At 68.1% G+C, this 17,587-nt stretch carries 12 protein-coding genes; 3 read left to right on the top strand and 9 right to left on the bottom strand.

Annotated elements, in window-relative coordinates:
* Positions 1–85: 85 nt before the first annotated feature.
* On the bottom strand, positions 86–1,540 hold the full coding sequence (locus AB4Y40_RS20060) for a DUF1254 domain-containing protein (RefSeq protein WP_368689255.1): 1,455 nt from the start codon (positions 1,538–1,540) through the stop codon (positions 86–88).
* 305 nt (positions 1,541–1,845) lie between these two features.
* On the opposite strand from AB4Y40_RS20060, the gene AB4Y40_RS20055 reads away from it, so the two are divergent.
* Together AB4Y40_RS20055 and AB4Y40_RS20050 are read left to right on the top strand one after the other, a co-directional pair.
* On the top strand, positions 1,846–4,317 hold the full coding sequence (locus AB4Y40_RS20055) for a heavy metal translocating P-type ATPase (protein WP_368689254.1): 2,472 nt from the start codon (positions 1,846–1,848) through the stop codon (positions 4,315–4,317).
* A 277-nt stretch (positions 4,318–4,594) separates the two neighbouring features.
* On the top strand, positions 4,595–6,607 hold the full coding sequence (locus tag AB4Y40_RS20050; RefSeq protein ID WP_368689253.1) for a Cache 3/Cache 2 fusion domain-containing protein: 2,013 nt from the start codon (positions 4,595–4,597) through the stop codon (positions 6,605–6,607).
* Positions 6,608–6,708: 101 nt separating this feature from the next.
* On the opposite strand, the gene AB4Y40_RS20045 is transcribed toward AB4Y40_RS20050, so the two are convergent.
* From AB4Y40_RS20045 to AB4Y40_RS20015, 7 genes are all read right to left on the bottom strand, one after another.
* A complete protein-coding gene (locus AB4Y40_RS20045) occupies positions 6,709–9,243 on the bottom strand; it encodes a transglycosylase domain-containing protein (RefSeq protein WP_368689252.1) in 2,535 nt (844 codons plus the stop codon).
* Positions 9,244–9,671: 428 nt separating this feature from the next.
* On the bottom strand, positions 9,672–10,865 hold the full coding sequence (locus tag AB4Y40_RS20040; RefSeq protein WP_368689251.1) for a porin: 1,194 nt from the start codon (positions 10,863–10,865) through the stop codon (positions 9,672–9,674).
* Positions 10,866–11,136: 271 nt separating this feature from the next.
* Positions 11,137–11,433 (bottom strand): hypothetical protein, encoded by a 297-nt coding sequence (locus AB4Y40_RS20035; protein WP_368689250.1) that lies wholly within the window; start codon positions 11,431–11,433, stop codon positions 11,137–11,139.
* Positions 11,434–11,537: 104 nt separating this feature from the next.
* Positions 11,538–12,152: a flavin reductase family protein gene (locus AB4Y40_RS20030; RefSeq protein ID WP_368689249.1), complete on the bottom strand. Its 615-nt coding sequence runs from the start codon at positions 12,150–12,152 to the stop codon at positions 11,538–11,540.
* 209 nt (positions 12,153–12,361) lie between these two features.
* Positions 12,362–12,517, bottom strand: a complete 156-nt coding sequence (locus AB4Y40_RS20025; protein WP_165822904.1) for a hypothetical protein — start codon at positions 12,515–12,517, stop codon at positions 12,362–12,364.
* Between the two features lie 201 nt (positions 12,518–12,718).
* A complete protein-coding gene (locus AB4Y40_RS20020) occupies positions 12,719–13,555 on the bottom strand; it encodes a hypothetical protein (RefSeq protein WP_368689248.1) in 837 nt (278 codons plus the stop codon).
* A gap of 251 nt (positions 13,556–13,806) precedes the next feature.
* The gene (locus AB4Y40_RS20015) at positions 13,807–14,493 is read right to left on the bottom strand and encodes an MgtC/SapB family protein (RefSeq protein WP_368689247.1); all 687 of its coding nucleotides are present in this window, start codon (positions 14,491–14,493) and stop codon (positions 13,807–13,809) included.
* A gap of 134 nt (positions 14,494–14,627) precedes the next feature.
* Between AB4Y40_RS20015 and AB4Y40_RS20010 the strand changes: the two genes are divergently transcribed.
* Positions 14,628–15,713, top strand: a complete 1,086-nt coding sequence (locus AB4Y40_RS20010) for an AGE family epimerase/isomerase (RefSeq protein WP_368689246.1) — start codon at positions 14,628–14,630, stop codon at positions 15,711–15,713.
* Between the two features lie 84 nt (positions 15,714–15,797).
* On the opposite strand, the gene AB4Y40_RS20005 is transcribed toward AB4Y40_RS20010, so the two are convergent.
* Positions 15,798–17,357: a methyl-accepting chemotaxis protein gene (locus AB4Y40_RS20005; RefSeq protein WP_368689245.1), complete on the bottom strand. Its 1,560-nt coding sequence runs from the start codon at positions 17,355–17,357 to the stop codon at positions 15,798–15,800.
* Positions 17,358–17,587: the final 230 nt, after the last annotated feature.

The raw sequence follows: 17,587 nt of genomic DNA, 5'->3' as shown, positions 1-17,587 counted from the left end.
GCGCGCTCGAACGGGCTTATGCGGCGCAAAAAAAACGTTGGCGGGACAGCGGCCCGCCAACGCCTGGTTCAGCCCGGTTCAGCCATTACTGCCGCTCGACGGCGGGCGGCTGCCAGCTGCCATCGGTCGCCTGCGGCTTGGCGGCGTAGAGACGCATCACGAGCCGGAAGTCGCCATGCGGCGCCGGCACCCAGTTCGCGCCGCCGCGCGGCCGCTCGGCGCTCACCTGCACGTCGAGCGAGCCGTCGCGATTGCGCCGTGCGCCGCTGCGGTCGCCGAACGCCACGCGCACGGGCGCATCGGCATCGAGCGCGCCGTCGGTCGTATAGGCCGTGATCGACCAGAAGCCGCGCACCGGCGGCAACTGCTTCGCCGTGAAGTGGATCGTGTAGCGGTTCGCGCCGTTGAGCGCATGACCGTCGCTGTCCTGGCTCACGCGGGCGCGCACTTCGTCGCGGGTCGTCGGCAGGCCCGGCGACGTGTACGCCGCGTAGGCGCGCAGCGAGTAGTCGGGGCCGTAGTTGCCCGCGTCGTCGCCCACCCAGAGCCAGCCGTTGCCCGCCAGCAGGTTGGGCGGCGGCGTCGCGGCGCGTGTGCGCCCATCGGCGAGACCGGCCTTGACGACCGCGGCGTCCTTCGCGCCCGCGGGCAGCTGCGCCGGGTCGCCCGGGTGTACGCCGATGTCGCCGAGAATCTTGAGCGCGTGCGCGTCGTCCGCCGTGGGCGGGTTGTCTTCCAGCGCCAGGGCGAGCCGGTCGAAGAAACCGTGCGCGTCGAGCGCCGCGACCTGGGCGGACGGCGTGCCCGGCGCCGCCGGATCGCCGCTCTGCGTAGCGCCGCTCGGCTCGTTGCCGCGGCCGCCGCGCGCGCCGGCCTTGCCGCGCGCGCTGCGCTCGTCCCAGCCGGACAGCGCCGTGACCTGCAGGCCGTGCTGCAGCCGCCGTACGGCCGCGAGGTCGGCGCCGCCGCGCGTCTGGATGCGCGCGAGGAACCACACGTAGCGCGTCGACACGTCGACGCGCTTCACGCGCGCAGGCAGCGTGCCCTTCCAGCCGGCCGGAACAAATGCAATCGTTTGCGCTTTCAGACCGCTGACACGTTCACCGGTCTGCGCGGCGGCCGTCGACCAGACGACGTTCGTCCACATGTCGAGCGCGCGTGCGTCCATGTAGCGGCCATGCGTGTCGGGCAGCGTGACGAGCACCGGCTCGCTCGAAACGTCGAGCCAGCCGCTGGAAGTCAGCGTGTCGAGGTTGGGTTCGGGCGGGCTCGAGGCCCCGACGGGCGGCAACGACTGCGCGTGGCGCAGCGTGTTCGGCGCGGCCTGGCCGGGTCCGCTGCCGGTGGCGGCTTCGCGCGCCACGTCCATCAGCACGAGCGGATAGCCGAACACATAGGAGTCGGAGACTTCGTCCTTCATCCAGCCGTTGCTCTTCGGCGCAACGTCGCCCGGCGCCGAGGCGCATCCGGCAATCAGGGCAAGGCAGGCAAGCGCAGAGCAGCTACGGTACGTAGAGAATGCTCGATGTATTGTTGTCATTTGTTGGTTGTATTCGGTGCGGGCGGTCCATGAAGTGACGTCGACCGGCTGGCCACTCCGCGCGCGGGCCCCCCCAGGGCCGTAGTCTGCGCGCGGCAAGGCGCCAATGCCGCCGGTTGGTATCGTATCGCTCGCGCATGGGCCTGAAAAGACTGTGGCGTGGAATATTGCCTTACAGGCGGAGAGCTTGCGCTCAGGACTTCCCTCTGAAACGAAAGAGGCGTAGTGTCGCGCCCCTTGACCTTCCCATGATGGGAACGTAGATACTGCGTAACATCGATGACAGCCAGTGCTCGCACCCCATCATGAATGAACCCCTCGTTGCAGAACGCACCGATACCGCCGTGGCCGAACTCGAAGTCCACGGCATGACGTGCGCCTCGTGCGCCATGCGCGTCGAGAAAGCGCTTGCAAAGGTCCCGGGTGTCACGCGCGCCTCGGTCAACCTCGCCACGGAAAAGGCCACCGTCGAGGCCAGCGGCGGCGTCGCGCCCGCCGCGCTCGTCGCCGCGGTCGAAAAGGCCGGCTATGAAGCCGTGCCTGTCGCCACGGAAGCCACCACGCTCGCCATCGGCGGGATGACTTGCGCGTCGTGCGCGAACCGCGTCGAGAAGGCGCTCGCGCGCGTGCCCGGCGTGGCCGGCGTCAGCGTCAACCTCGCCACCGAGCAGGCCACCGTAAACACGCGCTCGCCGCTCACGGGCGAATTGCAGGACCTGCTCGTCGCCGCCGTCAAGAAAGCCGGCTACGAAGCCACGCCGCTCGCCGCCGACGAAGACGCCGCCACCCCGGCGAAAAGCGCTGCCGCCGGCGACGAGGCGCGCCGCGAATGGCGCGCCGTGCTGATTTCGGCCGTGCTCACGGCCCCGCTCATGCTGCCGATGTTCGGCCACTGGCTCGGCCTCGACTGGATGCTGCCCGCCGCGGCACAGCTGGCGCTCGCGAGCGTCGTGCAGTTCGTGTTCGGCGCGCGCTTCTACCGCGCCGCGTGGAAGGCCGTGCGCGCCGGCGCCGGCAACATGGATCTGCTGGTCGCGCTCGGCACTTCGGCCGCGTACGGCGCGAGCGTCTATGCGATGCTCGCGCACCCCGGCGACATGGCGCACCTGTATTTCGAGGCTTCTGCGGTGGTCATCACGCTGGTGCGCTTCGGCAAGTGGCTCGAAGCGCGCGCGAAGCGCCAGACTACCGACGCGATCCGCGCCCTCAATGCGCTGCGGCCCGATCGCGCGCGCATCCGTGTCGATGGCGCAAATGGCGCCAACGCAGAGGAGCGTGAAGTCCCGCTCGCTCAGGTTCGCGTCGGCACCGTGGTGGTCGTGCGCCCCGGCGAGCGCCTGCCTGTGGACGGCGTCGTGCTCGAAGGGCGCAGCCACATCGACGAATCGCTCATCACGGGCGAAAGCCTGCCGGTGCCGAAAGCGCCCGACGATCCCGTCACGGCCGGCTCGATCAACGGCGAAGGCGCGATCGCCGTGCGCACCACGGCTATCGGCGCGGAAACCACGCTCGCGCGCATCATTCGTCTCGTCGAAAGCGCGCAGGCCGAAAAAGCGCCGATCCAGCGTCTCGTCGACCGCGTGAGCGCCGTGTTCGTCCCCGCGATTCTCGTGATCGCCGCCATCACGCTGGGCGGCTGGCTGTTCGCGGGCGCGAGCGCCGAAACGGCGATCCTCAACGCCGTGGCCGTGCTCGTGATCGCCTGCCCGTGCGCACTCGGCCTCGCCACGCCTGCCGCGATCATGGCCGGGACCGGCGTGGCCGCGCGCCACGGCGTACTCATCAAGGACGCCGAAGCATTGGAGACTGCCCACAACGTGAGCGTGGTCGCCTTCGACAAGACCGGCACGCTCACGCTCGGCCAGCCCTCGCTCACCGCGTTCGAAGCGGCCGAAGGACTCGTGCGCGGCGAGGCGCTCGCGCTCGCCGCCGCCGTACAGCGGCACAGCGATCACCCGCTCGCGAAGGCCGTGGTGCAGGCGTATGAAGCGCAGGCCCAGGCGCCGGGCGCCCTGGCCGTCGCCGTTCATGCGCGTGCGGTGCCCGGGCGCGGCGTGGAGGCCGAAGTGAACGGCCGGCGCCTCGCCATCGGCAGCGGCCGCTGGCTCGACGAACTGGCGCTCGCCGTGCCGCCCGCGCTCGCGGCCCGCGCGCGTCCGCTCGAAGAGGCGGGCAATACGGTGTCGTGGCTCTTCGAACCGCACGGCGGCGTGCTCGCCCTGCTCGCTTTCGGCGACACCGTGAAGCCCACGGCGCGCGAAGCCATTGCGAGCCTCGAGGCGATGGGCATCCGCAGCGTGCTGGTGACCGGCGACAACGCGGGCAGCGCCGCGGCCGTGGCTGCGCAGCTCGGCATCGGCGAAGTCCACGCGCAGGTGCTGCCCGACGACAAGGCACGCACGATCCGCGACCTCAAGATCAGGAGCGGCGGCATCGTCGCGATGGCCGGCGACGGCATCAACGACGCGCCGGCGCTCGCCGCCGCCGACATCGGCATCGCCATGGCCACGGGCACCGACGTCGCCATGCACGCGGCAGGCATCACGCTCATGCGCGGCGACCCCGCGCTCGTTGCCGCCGCAATCGATATTTCGCGGCGCACGTGGCGCAAGATCCAGCAGAACCTGTTCTGGGCGTTCTTCTACAACCTGATCGGCATTCCGCTCGCGGCCTTCGGCCTGCTCAACCCCATGCTCGCGGGCGCGGCCATGGCGTTTTCCAGCGTGAGCGTCGTGACCAACGCGCTCTTGCTCAGAACGTGGCGGGGCCGCCGCTGACGGCCGCGCAGAGGATTGCACAGCGCGAGCGACGTATCGCGATAAACATAACGAAAGGGCGCTTGATGCGCCCTTTCTTTGTGGCGATGTTATTTAGGGTTCCGAAATATCCCACAATCTGCACACCGAAATGGCGTAATCCATCGGTAATCTTTACGCGATTGTAAGGTTTTTCGGTTCTAGCCCTAAAGGATCGCGCGCGCGCGCCGTAATGCGTCATGCCAGCGCCTCGAAGGCGCAGGTTCCTTCTTTACAAGCTCTTTCCGGAACCGAATTCATGCTTTCACGCTTATCAAGCCGCGCGAGCGTCGGCGTGCGCCTCGCCTTGCTATCGTGCGTGCTCGTCGCAGCCATATTTGCAGCCTTCACGTGGGCGATCACGCATTCGGCGGCAACGCAGGTCGGCGAACAGGTGCGCTCGCGCATTGCCGAAAAGGATCAGGCGGTCGCCTCGTCGATCTCGCTCATCAACGGCGCGCTCGAAGCCGAAGTCGACCGCGCCATGCAGCTCTTCGAGAGCTTCCTGCCCGGCGCCTTCACGCTCGACCCCACGCAGACAGTCGACATTGGCGGCAAGGCCACGCCGGTCTTCAAGTCCGGCGACCACGTGCTGAACCTGGACTTCACAATCCCCGACCAGTTCCTCGCACGCAGCGGTGAAATCGCTACCGTTTTCGCGCGCAGCGGCGACGACTTCGTGCGCGTGACCACCTCGCTCAAAAAGCAGGACGGCTCGCGCGCGATCGGCACGCTGCTCGACCGCAAGGGCCCCGCGTATGGCCCGGTGATGGCCAACCGCACCTATACCGGCCTCGCCCAGTTGTTCGGCAAGCAGTACATCACGCAGTACAAGCCGATTCTCGACGCGAGCGGCCACGTGATCGGCGCGCTGTTCGTCGGCGTGGACGTGGGCGCGCAGATCGATGCGCTCAAGAGCGAAATCGCCAAGCTCAAGATCGGCGAGAGCGGCTATTACTTCGTGATGGATGCTTCGAACGGCCCGACGCGCGGCACCTTCCTCGTGCACCCGAGCGCCGTCGGCAAACACTACGACGACGCCGACGCGCCCTGGTCGCGCATGCTCGAAGCGCGCGAAGGCACGCTCGACTACACCTCCGCCGACTCGACGCGCGGCGAGGGCGACGCACGCGCGAAGTTCGTCTCGTTCGTGAGCGTGCCGCAGTGGCAATGGCTCGTGGGCGGCGTGGCCGTGCGCGACGAGATCATGTCGGAGGTGAACGCCACGCGCGACCGCTTTGCGGCCATCGGCCTCGTGCTGGTCGCGCTGTTCGCGGCGCTGTCGATCTACGCGGCGCGCCGCCTCGTGAGCCGGCCGCTCGACGCCGCCGCGCAAGCCGCCGGCCAGCTCGCCGCGGGCGACCTCACGGTGCGCATCGGCAACGACAGCCGCAACGGCATCGGCAATGGCAATGGCAGTGCCGCAAACGCGCAGGGCGCGGCGGGCGCCGACGAGATCGGCCGCCTCACGCGCGCCATCGACGGCATCGGCGTGGGCCTTGCGCAGATCGTCGCGCAGGTGCGCAGCGCCACGGCGCAGATGAGCGAGGACACCTCGCGCATCGCGCAGGGCAGCGGCGAGATCGCTTCGCGCATCGCGAGCCAGGCGAGCAGCCTGGAGGAGACGGCGGCGAGCATGGAGGAACTGACCTCGACCGTGCAGCAGAATGCCGATCACGCGACGCGCGCCAACACCGTGGTAACGAGCGCAGCCGAAGCCGCGCTCGACGGCGGGCGCGCCGTGAGCCGCGTCGTGGAAACGATGAACGACATCAGCCGCGCATCGCAGAAGATCGCCGAGATCACGGGCGTGATCGACGGCATCGCGTTCCAGACCAACATTCTCGCGCTCAACGCGGCCGTGGAAGCGGCGCGGGCAGGCGAGCACGGCAAGGGCTTCGCGGTGGTCGCGAGCGAAGTGCGCGCGCTCGCGCAGCGCAGCGCGGCGGCCGCGAAGGAAATCTCGGCGCTGATCACCGAGTCGTCGTCGACGGTCGAGACGGGCTACCGCATTGCCGGCGAAGCGAGCACGACCATGCGCGGCATCGTCGCGCGCGTGGATGAAGTGCGCTCGATCATCGGCGAAATCAGCGTGGCCTCGCGCGAACAGTCGGGCGGCATCGAGCAGGTCAATATCGCGGTTTCGCAGATCGGCGCGGCGACGCAGCAGAACGCCGCGCTGGTGGGCGACGCCGAGCGCGCCGCCGCCGCGCTCAACGATCATGCGGCAGCGCTCACCGAACTCGTTTCCGTGTTCAAGGTGCGCGAGTAACGCACGCGTAGCACCTTCAGGGCATGATTCGCAGTGCCCAACAAATTAAAAAGGCAGCGTCACGAGACGCTGCCTTTTTTGTTAAAGGCACGACGCCCCGCTCATTGCCCCTGCTGCGGTTGGGCCACGGGCGGCGTGTAGCTGGCGCTCGCGCCCGGCGTGTCAGGGTCCGCCTCGTCGGGCGTCGGGGTCGGCGCAAGCGCCGGCGCCTGCGCCGGATACGAGGGCTGCGGGGCAAGCGCCGCCGGCGCGCTGGACGGCCCGATGATCGGCGGCAGGCCCATGATCGCGCGCGCCGCGGATTCCGCGGCTGCCGCCGAAGCGGCAGACGGTGCCGATGCCTCCGCAGGCGCCGACGCCCCCGCCTCCGAGGCCGCAGCCGGCACGGAGGCCGGTGCCGGCGCGCTCACGCGCGGCGGCGGCGCATGCCGCACCGGCGGGGCCGCAGGCGGCGCTTCGTGCTTGCCGAACAGCTTGTCCATCCACGCCCGCAGGTTCTCGCGGAAGGTTTCGAACGCGCCCGGCGTCACCTCGGTGTTGAAGCGCGCACGCGGATCGACGAGGCGCGAGCGCTGCGCGCGCTGGAAGAAGTCGCCGACGATCGGCAGCGCGCTGCGCGCGCCCTGCCCCCAGTAGTCGTCGAGCGTCACGCGGCCGTCGTCGAAGCCCACCCACGCGCCCGCCACGAGTTGCGGGTCCATCAGGATGAACCAGCCGTCCGTGTTGCCCTGGGTCGTGCCGGTCTTGCCCGCCACGTCGCCGCGAATGCCGAAGCGCGAGCGGATGGCCGCACCCGTGCCGCGGTTCACGACGTCACGCATCGTGTCGAGCAGCGTGCGGTCCGCCTCTGCCGAAAGCGCCCGCTCGGGCGAAGCGCTCTCGAACTGCGCGAGCACGTTGCCCTTGTGGTCCTCGATACTCGTGACCATGCGCGGTTCGAGATACTCGCCGTCGTTGGCGATGGTGCTGTACGCGGAGACCATCTCCTTCAACGTGACCGGGCTCGTGCCGAGCGCGAGCGACGGCACCGGGTCGAGCTGGCTGTCGCGCACGCCCATCGCGCGCGCGAGCCGCGCGACCTTGTCCGGGCCCACCGTCTGCATCAGTTGCGCGGTGATGCGGTTGCGCGAGAACGCGATCGCGTCGCGCAGCGTCATCGGGCGATTGCTCGCCGGCACGTCGTCGGTCGGCTTCCAGATTTCGCCGCCCGCCAGCGGAATCTCCACCGGCTGGTCGATGAACGTGTCGCTCGGCTTCGCGCCCGCCGCGTAGGCCGCGCCGTACACGAACGGCTTGAACGTCGAGCCCGGCTGACGGCGCGCCTGCTGCACGTGGTCGAACGGTTCGTCGGTGAAGTCGCGGCTGCCCACCCACGCCTTGATCTGCCCGTTGCGCGGGTCGATGGCGAGGAAGCCCGCCTCCACCGCGGTCTTGCTCTTGCAGAGGTTGCGCATGAAGGTGCGGTCGCCAGCGAGTTGCTTGAGCGCGTCGGCGTCGTTCGCACCGGCGTCGCGAGCGCTCTTGTAGTCCTGCGTTTCGCGCATGAAGGTCGCGAACAGGTCGTTGCCGGCCACGCAGCCGTTGCGTCCGCTCCATGCGCCGTTGGCGATGCCCTGCAGCTGGTTCGTGTGCTGGCGCAGCGCGGCGGTGGCCATCTGCTGGAGGCGCGAATCGATCGTGGTGCGCACCACGAGGCCATCCGAATAAATGTTGTAGTCGTTGCGGTCGGCCCAGGAAATCAGCCATTTGCGCAGCTGCAGCGCGAAGTGCGGCGCGGGGCCGGGCGGCTCGGTCTGACGCTCGAAGTCGAGGCGCAGCGGCTTCTTCGAGAGCGTGGCGTACTGGGCCTCGCTGAGCTTGCCGTACTTCACCATCTGGCCGAGCACCGTGTTGCGCCGCGCGAGCGCGCGCTCGGGGTTGATCACCGGGTTGTAGTAGGCGTTGCCCTTGAGCATGCCGGTGAGCGTCGCGGCTTGCAGGATGTCGAGCTGATCGGCCGAAACGCCGAAGTAGGTGCGCGCCGCCATCTCGATGCCGTAGGCGTTGTAGAGGAACGGCACCGTGTTCAGATACGTCTCGAGAATCTGCTGCTTGCTGTACACCGCCTCGATCTTGAACGCCGTGATCGCTTCCTTGATCTTGCGCGTGAGCGTGGGCGCGCGGCCGATTTCATCGGGATAAAGATTGCGCGCGAGTTGCTGCGTGATGGTCGAGCCGCCCTGGCGCTCGCCCGAGAACGTGTGCAGCGCCGCGCCCGCCGTGCGCTTGAAGTCGATGCCGTGGTGCTCGTAGAAACGGTGATCCTCGGTGGAGATCAGCGCATCGACCATGTGCGGCGAGATCTGTGCGAGCGGCACCCATTCGCGGTTCGAGGGCTTGAACTCGGCGAGCACCTTGCCGTCGGCGGAAAGAATCTGGGCCGGTTCGTCCACCCGCGCCTTGCGGATGTCGCCAATGCTCGGCGTGAACGGAATCAGCACAAGCACGTAGAGCAGGACGAGCGCCGGCACCGCGCCAATCGTCATGAGGACGCCGCGCCGCGTGGGATGCCGCAGGTGGTGCAGCGCGCGCGCGCCGAGCGAGCGGGCAAGCGCGCCAAGCCGCGCGGCGGCGGGCTTCAGGCGGGAAAAAGACATCGCGATTCGATCGCGGATCAACGGCACGTAACGCTTCACGCGGCAGGTAGGGTCGGCTGGCAAAGCGTGCATCGTACCAAACTCGCCGGTCGCCCTCGCCGGTCGCCCACGCCGGTCGCCCCTTTCTTCGCATGTCCGGCATGAACGGGAACGAGGCTAAAGGGCTCGAGATGATCAAGCCGGCACGACGACGCCCGCCTACCCGCGAGTTCGACGAGAAGGAAATGCGAAGCTTGCCGAACAAGGCCGGCATTCCTCCATCGCGACTGGATAGCTCGTGCCCTGCCTCGCCTGCACATGAAAAAGGCCCGCCGAGGCGGCGGGCCAATGACTTACCTTGTAGCAGACTGCGATATCCACTGACTGCCTCGCAGTCCTGCTGCAACGATCCACCCCCGACCGCCGCAGGATGGGGTTCTAATGGACGCTTAGAAGCGGGTCAGCATGCCGACCGCGCCCATCACCTGATTGCTCGTCCCCGAGAAACCACCGGCGTTGTACATCACTGCGACGTTGTTGCCACCGATCGCGTGCTGGTACATCGCTTCACCGTAAATTTCCGTGCGCTTCGACAGCGAGTAGCGCGCAATCGCGTTGACCTGGTTCCACTTCGGATCGGAGCTGACGTTCGACTTGCTCACGCCGTTCAGATGACCGTCCGTGAAAGTATCCATGAGGCCGAGATTCAGCGCCGGCGTGAGTGCGTACTTGACGTTCAGTTCATAGTTGTCGAAGTGCGTCGAACCGCTCGCCGCGTTCAGGCCGAACGCGGACGTGTTCTGGTACTGGCTGTGCGTATAGACGAAGTTGACCGCCGCCGGGCCGAACGTATAGCCGACGCCTGCACCGACTGTGCGCTGCACATCCGCCGTCAGGTTGCCGCCACCCGCGGTCGACTTGAACTCGCTCGGGTCAGCCGCAACGTTCTGATTTACCGCGCCCGACGGACTGCTCGCCGCCGCCGAGCCGTTGATCTGGAGGTAGGCCGCGGCCAGTCGCAGCGGGCCGTTGTTGTAGCTCGCACCGGCGCTGTACGCACGATCGACGGCGAAACTGGTGCTGTTGCTGAAGGCGTACATGCCGCCGAACTTGAAGCCGGCGTAGTCGATACTCGAGAACTTCACCGAGTTGCTGAAGCGGACCGTATGTTGCAGGTTGTCGTTGTCGTACACGTGCGCGAAGCCCGCGTCGCCGAACGTGCCCGCGGTGCCTGACAGCGGCGCCACGTAGTCGACCATCGAGTCATACTGGCGGCCCATCGTGAGGGTGCCGTATTGATCGGTGCTCAGGCCGACGAACGCTTGACGGCCGAACATGCGGCCGCCCTGGCCGAGCGCGCCGTTGTTCACGTTGAAGCCGTTTTCGAGCACGAAGATAGCCTTGAGACCGCCGCCGAGATCTTCCGCACCGCGCAGGCCGAAGCGGCTGCCGCTGATATTGCCGCTTGCAAGTGCGACGCGGCCGCTACCGTGGCCGGGCAGGCCATTCTGAGTGGTGGCAACGTTGTTCGTATAGGCGATGCCCGCGTCGACCAGGCCGTAGAGGGTGACCGAGCTCTGCGCGTGGGCAGCGGACGCCGCAAACGCTGCGCAAACGGCAGCGGCAATGGAAACTTTCTTCATGGGATAGCCCGTGTTTGCTTGAGATGGAAGGAAACGCGGCGCTAGTTTAGAAGCGCAAAAGCCGGCCCGCTAAGAACGGTTTCTTCCTGGGATTGGCATAATCTTTCACAAAATTGCAGCAATTGCGCTGCGATGCGGCCTTGGGCGCGTGCGGCGAAATCAATAACGAGCCTTGATGTGTTGCTTGAGTTGCACGCCCGCAACAGCAATCCCTGGCCCAATGGGTGTAGCCAGTCACAGGCGGGTGAATTGCTCGCGTTCGATGCGCGCGTCACAACGCCAGCGAGAGCGCGATAGACACCCACACCGCGGCCGCACCGCAAAGAAAGGCACGGCGCGCCATCAGAAAGCGCGACTCGTCGTTGGGCTTCGCGGGCGAAGTGGCGAGCCAGGGCACGCTGCCGAGGCAGGCGAAGCCCGCGAGCGCGATGCCGACGACCACCCGGTCGCCAATGCGCCAGGCCGAAGGCTCGTGCAGCCCCCAGTAGCCCAGCGCGATCATGCCGATCGAAAACATCGTCGAGGCGGCTGAGCTGAGCGCCACCACCGATCCTGTCGGAGATTGCATGAGTTGCCTCCTTGCGCGCCTCGCGCTGTCGGCCATTATCGGCGGGCGGACAGGACGCGGCAACGCCGCGCCCCGTTGATCCCGAAGCGCACGCCCGCAGCGGCTTACGCGCCCGGCCGCACCATCTGGAACATCTCGCCGATCTGTGCGTAGTCGGCGCGATAGCCCGCGCGCATCACGGGCTGGGCGGCGTGCGTGTCGAACAGGCCGTCCTTCAGGAATTCCTCGCGAATGTGCACACCCACCACCTGCCCGAGCGCGAGCCAGTTGTCCATGGGCGCGCCATCGAGCGTGTTGAGCCGCACGACTTTCAGCAGCTTGCATTCGAGCGCGGCCGGCGACTCGGCCACGTGCGGCACCGCCACGCTGCGGCCCGGCGCGGCCGTGAGGCCGGCGAGCGCGAATTCGTCGACGTCGGCGGCGACCGGCGCGGAGGTGCGGTTCATCTGCAGCGCCAGCGCCTTCGACGTGAGATTCCAGACGAACTCTCCGGTCTCTTCGATATTGCTGATGCTGTCTTTGCGGCCTTCGCTGCAGAACCCGATGATCGGTGGAAACGTGGCGAACGCGCCGAAGAAGCTGTAGGGCGCGAGATTGAGCGCGCCGCTTTTCGCGCGGCTGGAGATCCAGCCGATCACGCGTGGCGCGACGATCGCCTTGAATGGATCGTGCGGCAGGCCATGGCCCTGGGCGGGGTCGTAGAAGTAGGTATTGGACATGATGAGGCGTAGCGATTTCGAAGCGGCATCACTATGACACGAGCCGCGCGCGGCTGCCGTCACGCGAGGCGAAACGGCTTCGGCTTGCAGCCGCCCCAAACGCAGCAAGGCCGGCTCTCTTGCGAGAGCCGGCCTTGCTTGAAGACCTGGCGGTCTGACCGGAGAAACGCGTTGGACGGCGCGCGCCGCCCGAAGCGCCTCAGCTTCGATCAGTCACGCGGCATGCCGAACGGCATGTAGTGCGAACGGCGAACGCGCTCGGCTTCGCGGTGGCGCGCTTCGTACGAGTATTCCGAATCCATCGGCAGATACGGCGACGCGAAGAGGTCGCTTACCTTTTGGAACAGGGCAAAGATGAAGCTCATGGCGACTCCCAGTTAGGCTGCAATTCAGGGTTTTCCCTTAAGACAGAACGAATTATAGGGTTTTCCCTAGGGCAACGCTAGTGCAGCGCAGCAAAAAATCTGCGACGCGCCGTCGCACAGGGTCGAGCGCAATCAATGCGTTGCAGCAATACAACGCTTCGAGATTTCGGATACAGGGGCGGGATCGCCGGACGAAGCCGGTCAGCGCGTGGCTTTCTGGGCGCTTTTCGCGTGAGCCGTATGCGGGGCATGCGCCGCGGCACGGCGTGCGGGGGCCGGCGATGCCTTGGCGGGGGCGGCCCTGGACGACATGCGTGCGGGCGCCGCCGCCGGGGTTTCCGCGGCGGCGGTCGCGGCCGCAGCAGCTGCGGCGGCCGCCGCGGTTTGCGCGGCCACGCGCTGCGACAGGTCGTCGAGCGTGGACTGCTGCTTCAGGATGAACTGCTCGAGGCGCGCCTCGTCGGCGCGGGATTCGTTTGCGAGGCTGTCGAGCCGCACCGACTGCGCAATGCCGAAACCGACCGATGCGAGCACCGCCACCGAAGCAGCGGCGAGCACCCACTTTTGTTGCCGCGACGAGGCGACTGCCATGCGGCGCTGCTCGGCGAGCGCGCCCTGGAGCGCGTCGAGGCGCTGCGCGAGCGTGTCCGGCTCGGTGGCAGCCTGCGCCGCTTCGGACGCGAACCCAATGGGCTCCACGCGCTCGGCAGGGCCGGCGGCAAACGACGGCTCGGCGACAAAGGCTGCGCCAGCCGGTTCCTGGACCGCTCCAACGCCCGGCTCCGCCGCCTCGGCCACGGCAGGCGTCGCGGCACGTTTCGCCCGCGGCGCGCGGCGCGCGGTCGTTGCAGCCGCAACAGGGCTCGCCGCGCTGGCTTCGTCGACGGGCGCCGCCACCGCTTGAGTGGACTCGGGACTTTCGAAGCCGCTCAGCGTGCCCTGGCGCACAGGGGCATCCGCTTCGGCAACGGCGGCGAGTTCCTCGCCGGCAAGCGCGTGCGGAGCGTCGGATTCGACAGCAAGCGGGGATTCAGTCACGTCGGACGACGCAGACGTCGCGCGGGGCTGCCACGGCGCGTTGCGTTCGGGATGCGAAGAGCTCAAGGATGCGGTATCTGCGTAATCAGCCATGGGTCAGCGATGCGGTTCGCGTCGCGCGCCGGCCGGTCACGGCCGCTTGGCGACGTCCTCGTGTTCTGGTTCGAACGCGCATTGTCGCATGCCGGAACGCGCGGCCAGGGGCTCTGCCCCGACTTACCCAGCCGGCATCGATCCGGCGCCCCGCGCAGTCAACCCGCTGCGCCGTCCTCGCGAAAGTCCTTCACGTCGGGCAGGCGGCGCAGCGTCGCGCAAATCGCCTCGTATTCCGTCGACGACACGCGGCTCAGCGTGATCATCACCTCGTCCAGCTCGGGCGAGTCGTCGCTCTGCTGCACGACGAACTGCTTCACGCGCGGGCTCGACGTGCCGAGCGCGTCGTGCAGCGAGTGAAACGTGAGCGCGCCGCGGCTCACCAGCAGCGTGAGCTGGCGTCGCTGCCGGAACGTGATGAAGCGCCGCTCGAGCGGCTTGATGCCCGCGAGGATGATGAGAATGATGACGGTCGCGGCAATCGCGCCCGTATAGAGCCCGCCGCCCACCGCGAGGCCCACGGCCGCGACCGACCAGAGGCTCGCCGCCGTCGTGAGGCCGCGCACGATCTCGCCGCGCAGCAGGATCGAGCCCGCGCCGAGAAAGCCGATGCCCGAGACGACCTGCGCCGCCATCCGCGAAGGATCGAGCACGACGTGGTCGTCCTTGAGGACGTCGGCGAAACCGTACGCCGAGACGAGCATGATGAGCGCCGAGCCCACGCTCACGAGCATATGGGTGCGCAGCCCCGCCGCCCACGAAAGCCGCTCGCGCTCGAAGCCGATCACGCTGCCGAGCAGCGCGGCCAGCACCAGGCGCGCAATGAGTTCCCAGTTTCCGATCATTGTTATTACCCTCCGGGTCTTGTTGTCGTGGGCAAACGCGCTGCGGCGGGCCGGAATGTCCGTGCCATGCGCGAATGCGTACAATCGCCGGCATTGCTCTTTTGATGCGACGCGCTTCGCCGCACCTTTACGCCATGAACACACCTACGAGCGCAGCCAGCCTGCGCGAGCATTTCGACCGCGTCGTCCTGCCGATGTGGCGCGGCCCGGGCTTCAATGCCGAACTGCGCCTGCCCTACGAGGCGCTCGATGCGGCCGGCGCGCAGCCGCTGCCCGTCACGCGCTACCGCGCGATGGCGTGCGCCCGCCAGCTCTTCGTCTTCTCCCAGGCCGGCGACGCCGCGCACGCGCAAACGCTCTTCGAAACCCTGCGCCACACTTATCGGGACCCGCAGCACGGCGGATGGTTCTATAGCGTCGACGCAGCCGGCGCGCCGCTCGACACCACCAAGGATCTCTACACGCACGCCTTCGTGGTGTTCGCCACCGCGGCCTACGGCCAGCGCTTCGGCGCGGCCGAGGCGCTCGACGTCGCGCGCGAAACGTCCGCGCTGATCGTCGACCGCTTCGCGGCCCGCGACGGCCTGCTCAACGCGGCGCTCGACGCGTCCTTCGCGAGCGTCACCGGCGGCCCGCTGCAGAATCCGCTCATGCACCTCACCGAAGCCTGGCTCGCGGCGAGCGAAGCGACCGGCGACAGCGCGTTCGACACGGCGATCACGCGTCTCGTCGAGGCGCTCGCACGCGGCTTCCTGCACGCGCCGACGGGTTGCATCGCCGAATTGCCGATCGGCGCGGCGGACAACCGCCTCGAGCCCGGACATCAGTTCGAATGGTTCTGGCTGGCAACGCGCGCAGGCGCGCGGCTGGGCGCATCAGGACTGGACGAAGCGCTCGCGCGCGCCTTCGTCTTTGCACAGAGGCACGGCGTGGACCCGGAAACGGGCGCCGTGGCGGCCGCGCTCGACGAGCAGGGCCGGGTCATTGATGCGACGCAGCGCATCTGGGCGCAAACGGAATACCTGCGCGCGCTCGCCACGCACGGCGACGCCGCAGTGCGCGCCGCGCTCGCGCCGCAGATCGGCCGTTTCGCGCCGCGCTTTCTCACGCCGCAGGGCTGGGTGGAATGCCGCAGCGCAAACGGCGACGTGGCGCGCGCGGACATGCCGTCCACGACGCCGTATCACCTCTTGACGGCCTACCAGGGCATGGGCGTCTGAGGCGCAATAGCGCGAAGCGCCGAGGCAGGCGGGCGCAAGCCCGCCAGCCGGAGCGATAAAGCCGTTCCGGCAGTTCAAGCCCATTCAGGCCGCCAGCACCGCCGGCGAAATCTCGAACGCCGCCACAGCCTCGGAAAGCTGGCGCGTCTGCTGATGCAACGAAGCCGCGGCAGCCGCGGCCTCCTCGACGAGCGCCGCGTTCTGCTGGGTCATCTGGTCCATCTGCGAAACGGCCTGATTCACCTGATCAATGCCCGTGCTCTGCTCGAGCGACGAGGCGCTGATCCCCGCCATCATCTGCGTGGCCCGCGAGATCGAGTTCGACACCTCGCGCATCGACTCGCCTGCGCGCTCCACCAGCTCCGAGCCGCCGCGGATCTGCGACACCGACTCGCTGATCAGCGTCTTGATCTCCTTGGCCGACTGCGCGCTGCGCTGCGCGAGTCCGCGCACCTCGCCCGCCACGACCGCGAAACCGCGGCCCTGCTCGCCCGCGCGCGCCGCTTCCACGGCCGCGTTGAGCGCGAGGATGTTGGTCTGGAACGCGATGCCGTCGATCACGCCGATGATCTCCGCGATCTTGTCCGAGCTTTGCGCAATGCCGCGCATGCGCTCGACCACCTCGCCCACCACGGCGCCGCCGCGCGCGGTCGCGTCGAGCGCCGCCTCGGCCAGCGCGTTCGCCTCGCGCGCGTTCTCGGCCGTGTTGCGCACGGTGCCCGTCAGTTCCTCCATGCTCGCTGCCGTCTGCTCGAGCGACGCCGCCTGCGATTCGGTGCGCGCCGACAGATCGGCGTTGCCGGTGGCGATCTCGTCGGCGCCCACGTTGATCGAGCCCGCCGTTTCGCGCACGGTGTGGACCGTGCGCGCGAGGCTCGACTGCATCAGCGACAGGCCCTGGAACAGCCGGCCGATCTCGTTCTCGCCGCGCGCGGCGATGCGCTCGTCGAGGCGCCCGCGTGCGATGCGGTCGAAATGGCGCCCTGCTTCCTCGAGCGGCGCCACCACACCGCGGCGCAGCGCGAAGTGCACGCCGGTCGCGAGCGCGATCAGCAGGAGCAGGATGACGATGCCCACGCCCTGGAAGAGCGCGAGGCGCGAGTCGATCGAATCGAGCGAAGCGCGGCTCGCCGCGGCGTTGAACTGCGTGAACGCGTGCAGCTCCGCGAGATAGGCGTCCTGGTACGACTGCGTCGGCTGGTCGAGGAAGGCCTGCAGATTGTTGCCGTTGAGGTCGTCGATCAGCTCGCCGAGCGCCTTGCGGTACACCTGGTAGCGCTCGCCGAGCGCGGCGACGCGCGCGCGGTTGTCGTCGTTGATCGGCGGTACGGCCATGAGCGCCGCGAACGTGGTATCGGCGGCGGCCAGCTGGTCGCGCGCGTGATTGACCATGTCGGTCGGCACCGTGCCGCCACGGACCATGCGCGTGCCCGCGCGCGAGAGATTGATACGGGCGTCCATCAACTGCTGGGTGATGACGTTGGCGGCGCTCGCCTGCCGCAACGCCACTTTCGAGAGGTCGGCCACGTCGTCGTGCGTGCGCGTGAGCGACCAGTAACCAAGTCCTGCGGTCACGAGTTGCAGTACACAGAACGCGACGAGGACACACAACAGGCCGGATGCGACCTTGATCTTGCTGAACATCGGGACACCTGGATGGCAGTGAATGAGTGAGGCGCGAGCATGTGATCGCTCGGGCCCGCACTGCGTTTACGGCCACGCAACCCCGGTTTTTGAGCCCTAAACCGTGAAAAAACGCCCCAAAATGCGCAACGGATCATTTCGGCAATGGTTGCACGGCCATTCCATGCATTTCTCGCAACAATAGAATGCCGACTCGATTCGATTCACCTTGACTCGACGCTGTGGCTTCC

This window comes from Paraburkholderia sp. EG287B, assembly GCF_040965595.1.
Lineage (GTDB): Bacteria > Pseudomonadota > Gammaproteobacteria > Burkholderiales > Burkholderiaceae > Paraburkholderia.
Note: the sequence above shows the minus strand (reverse complement) of the source record. Positions and strands in the feature narration are given on the sequence as shown.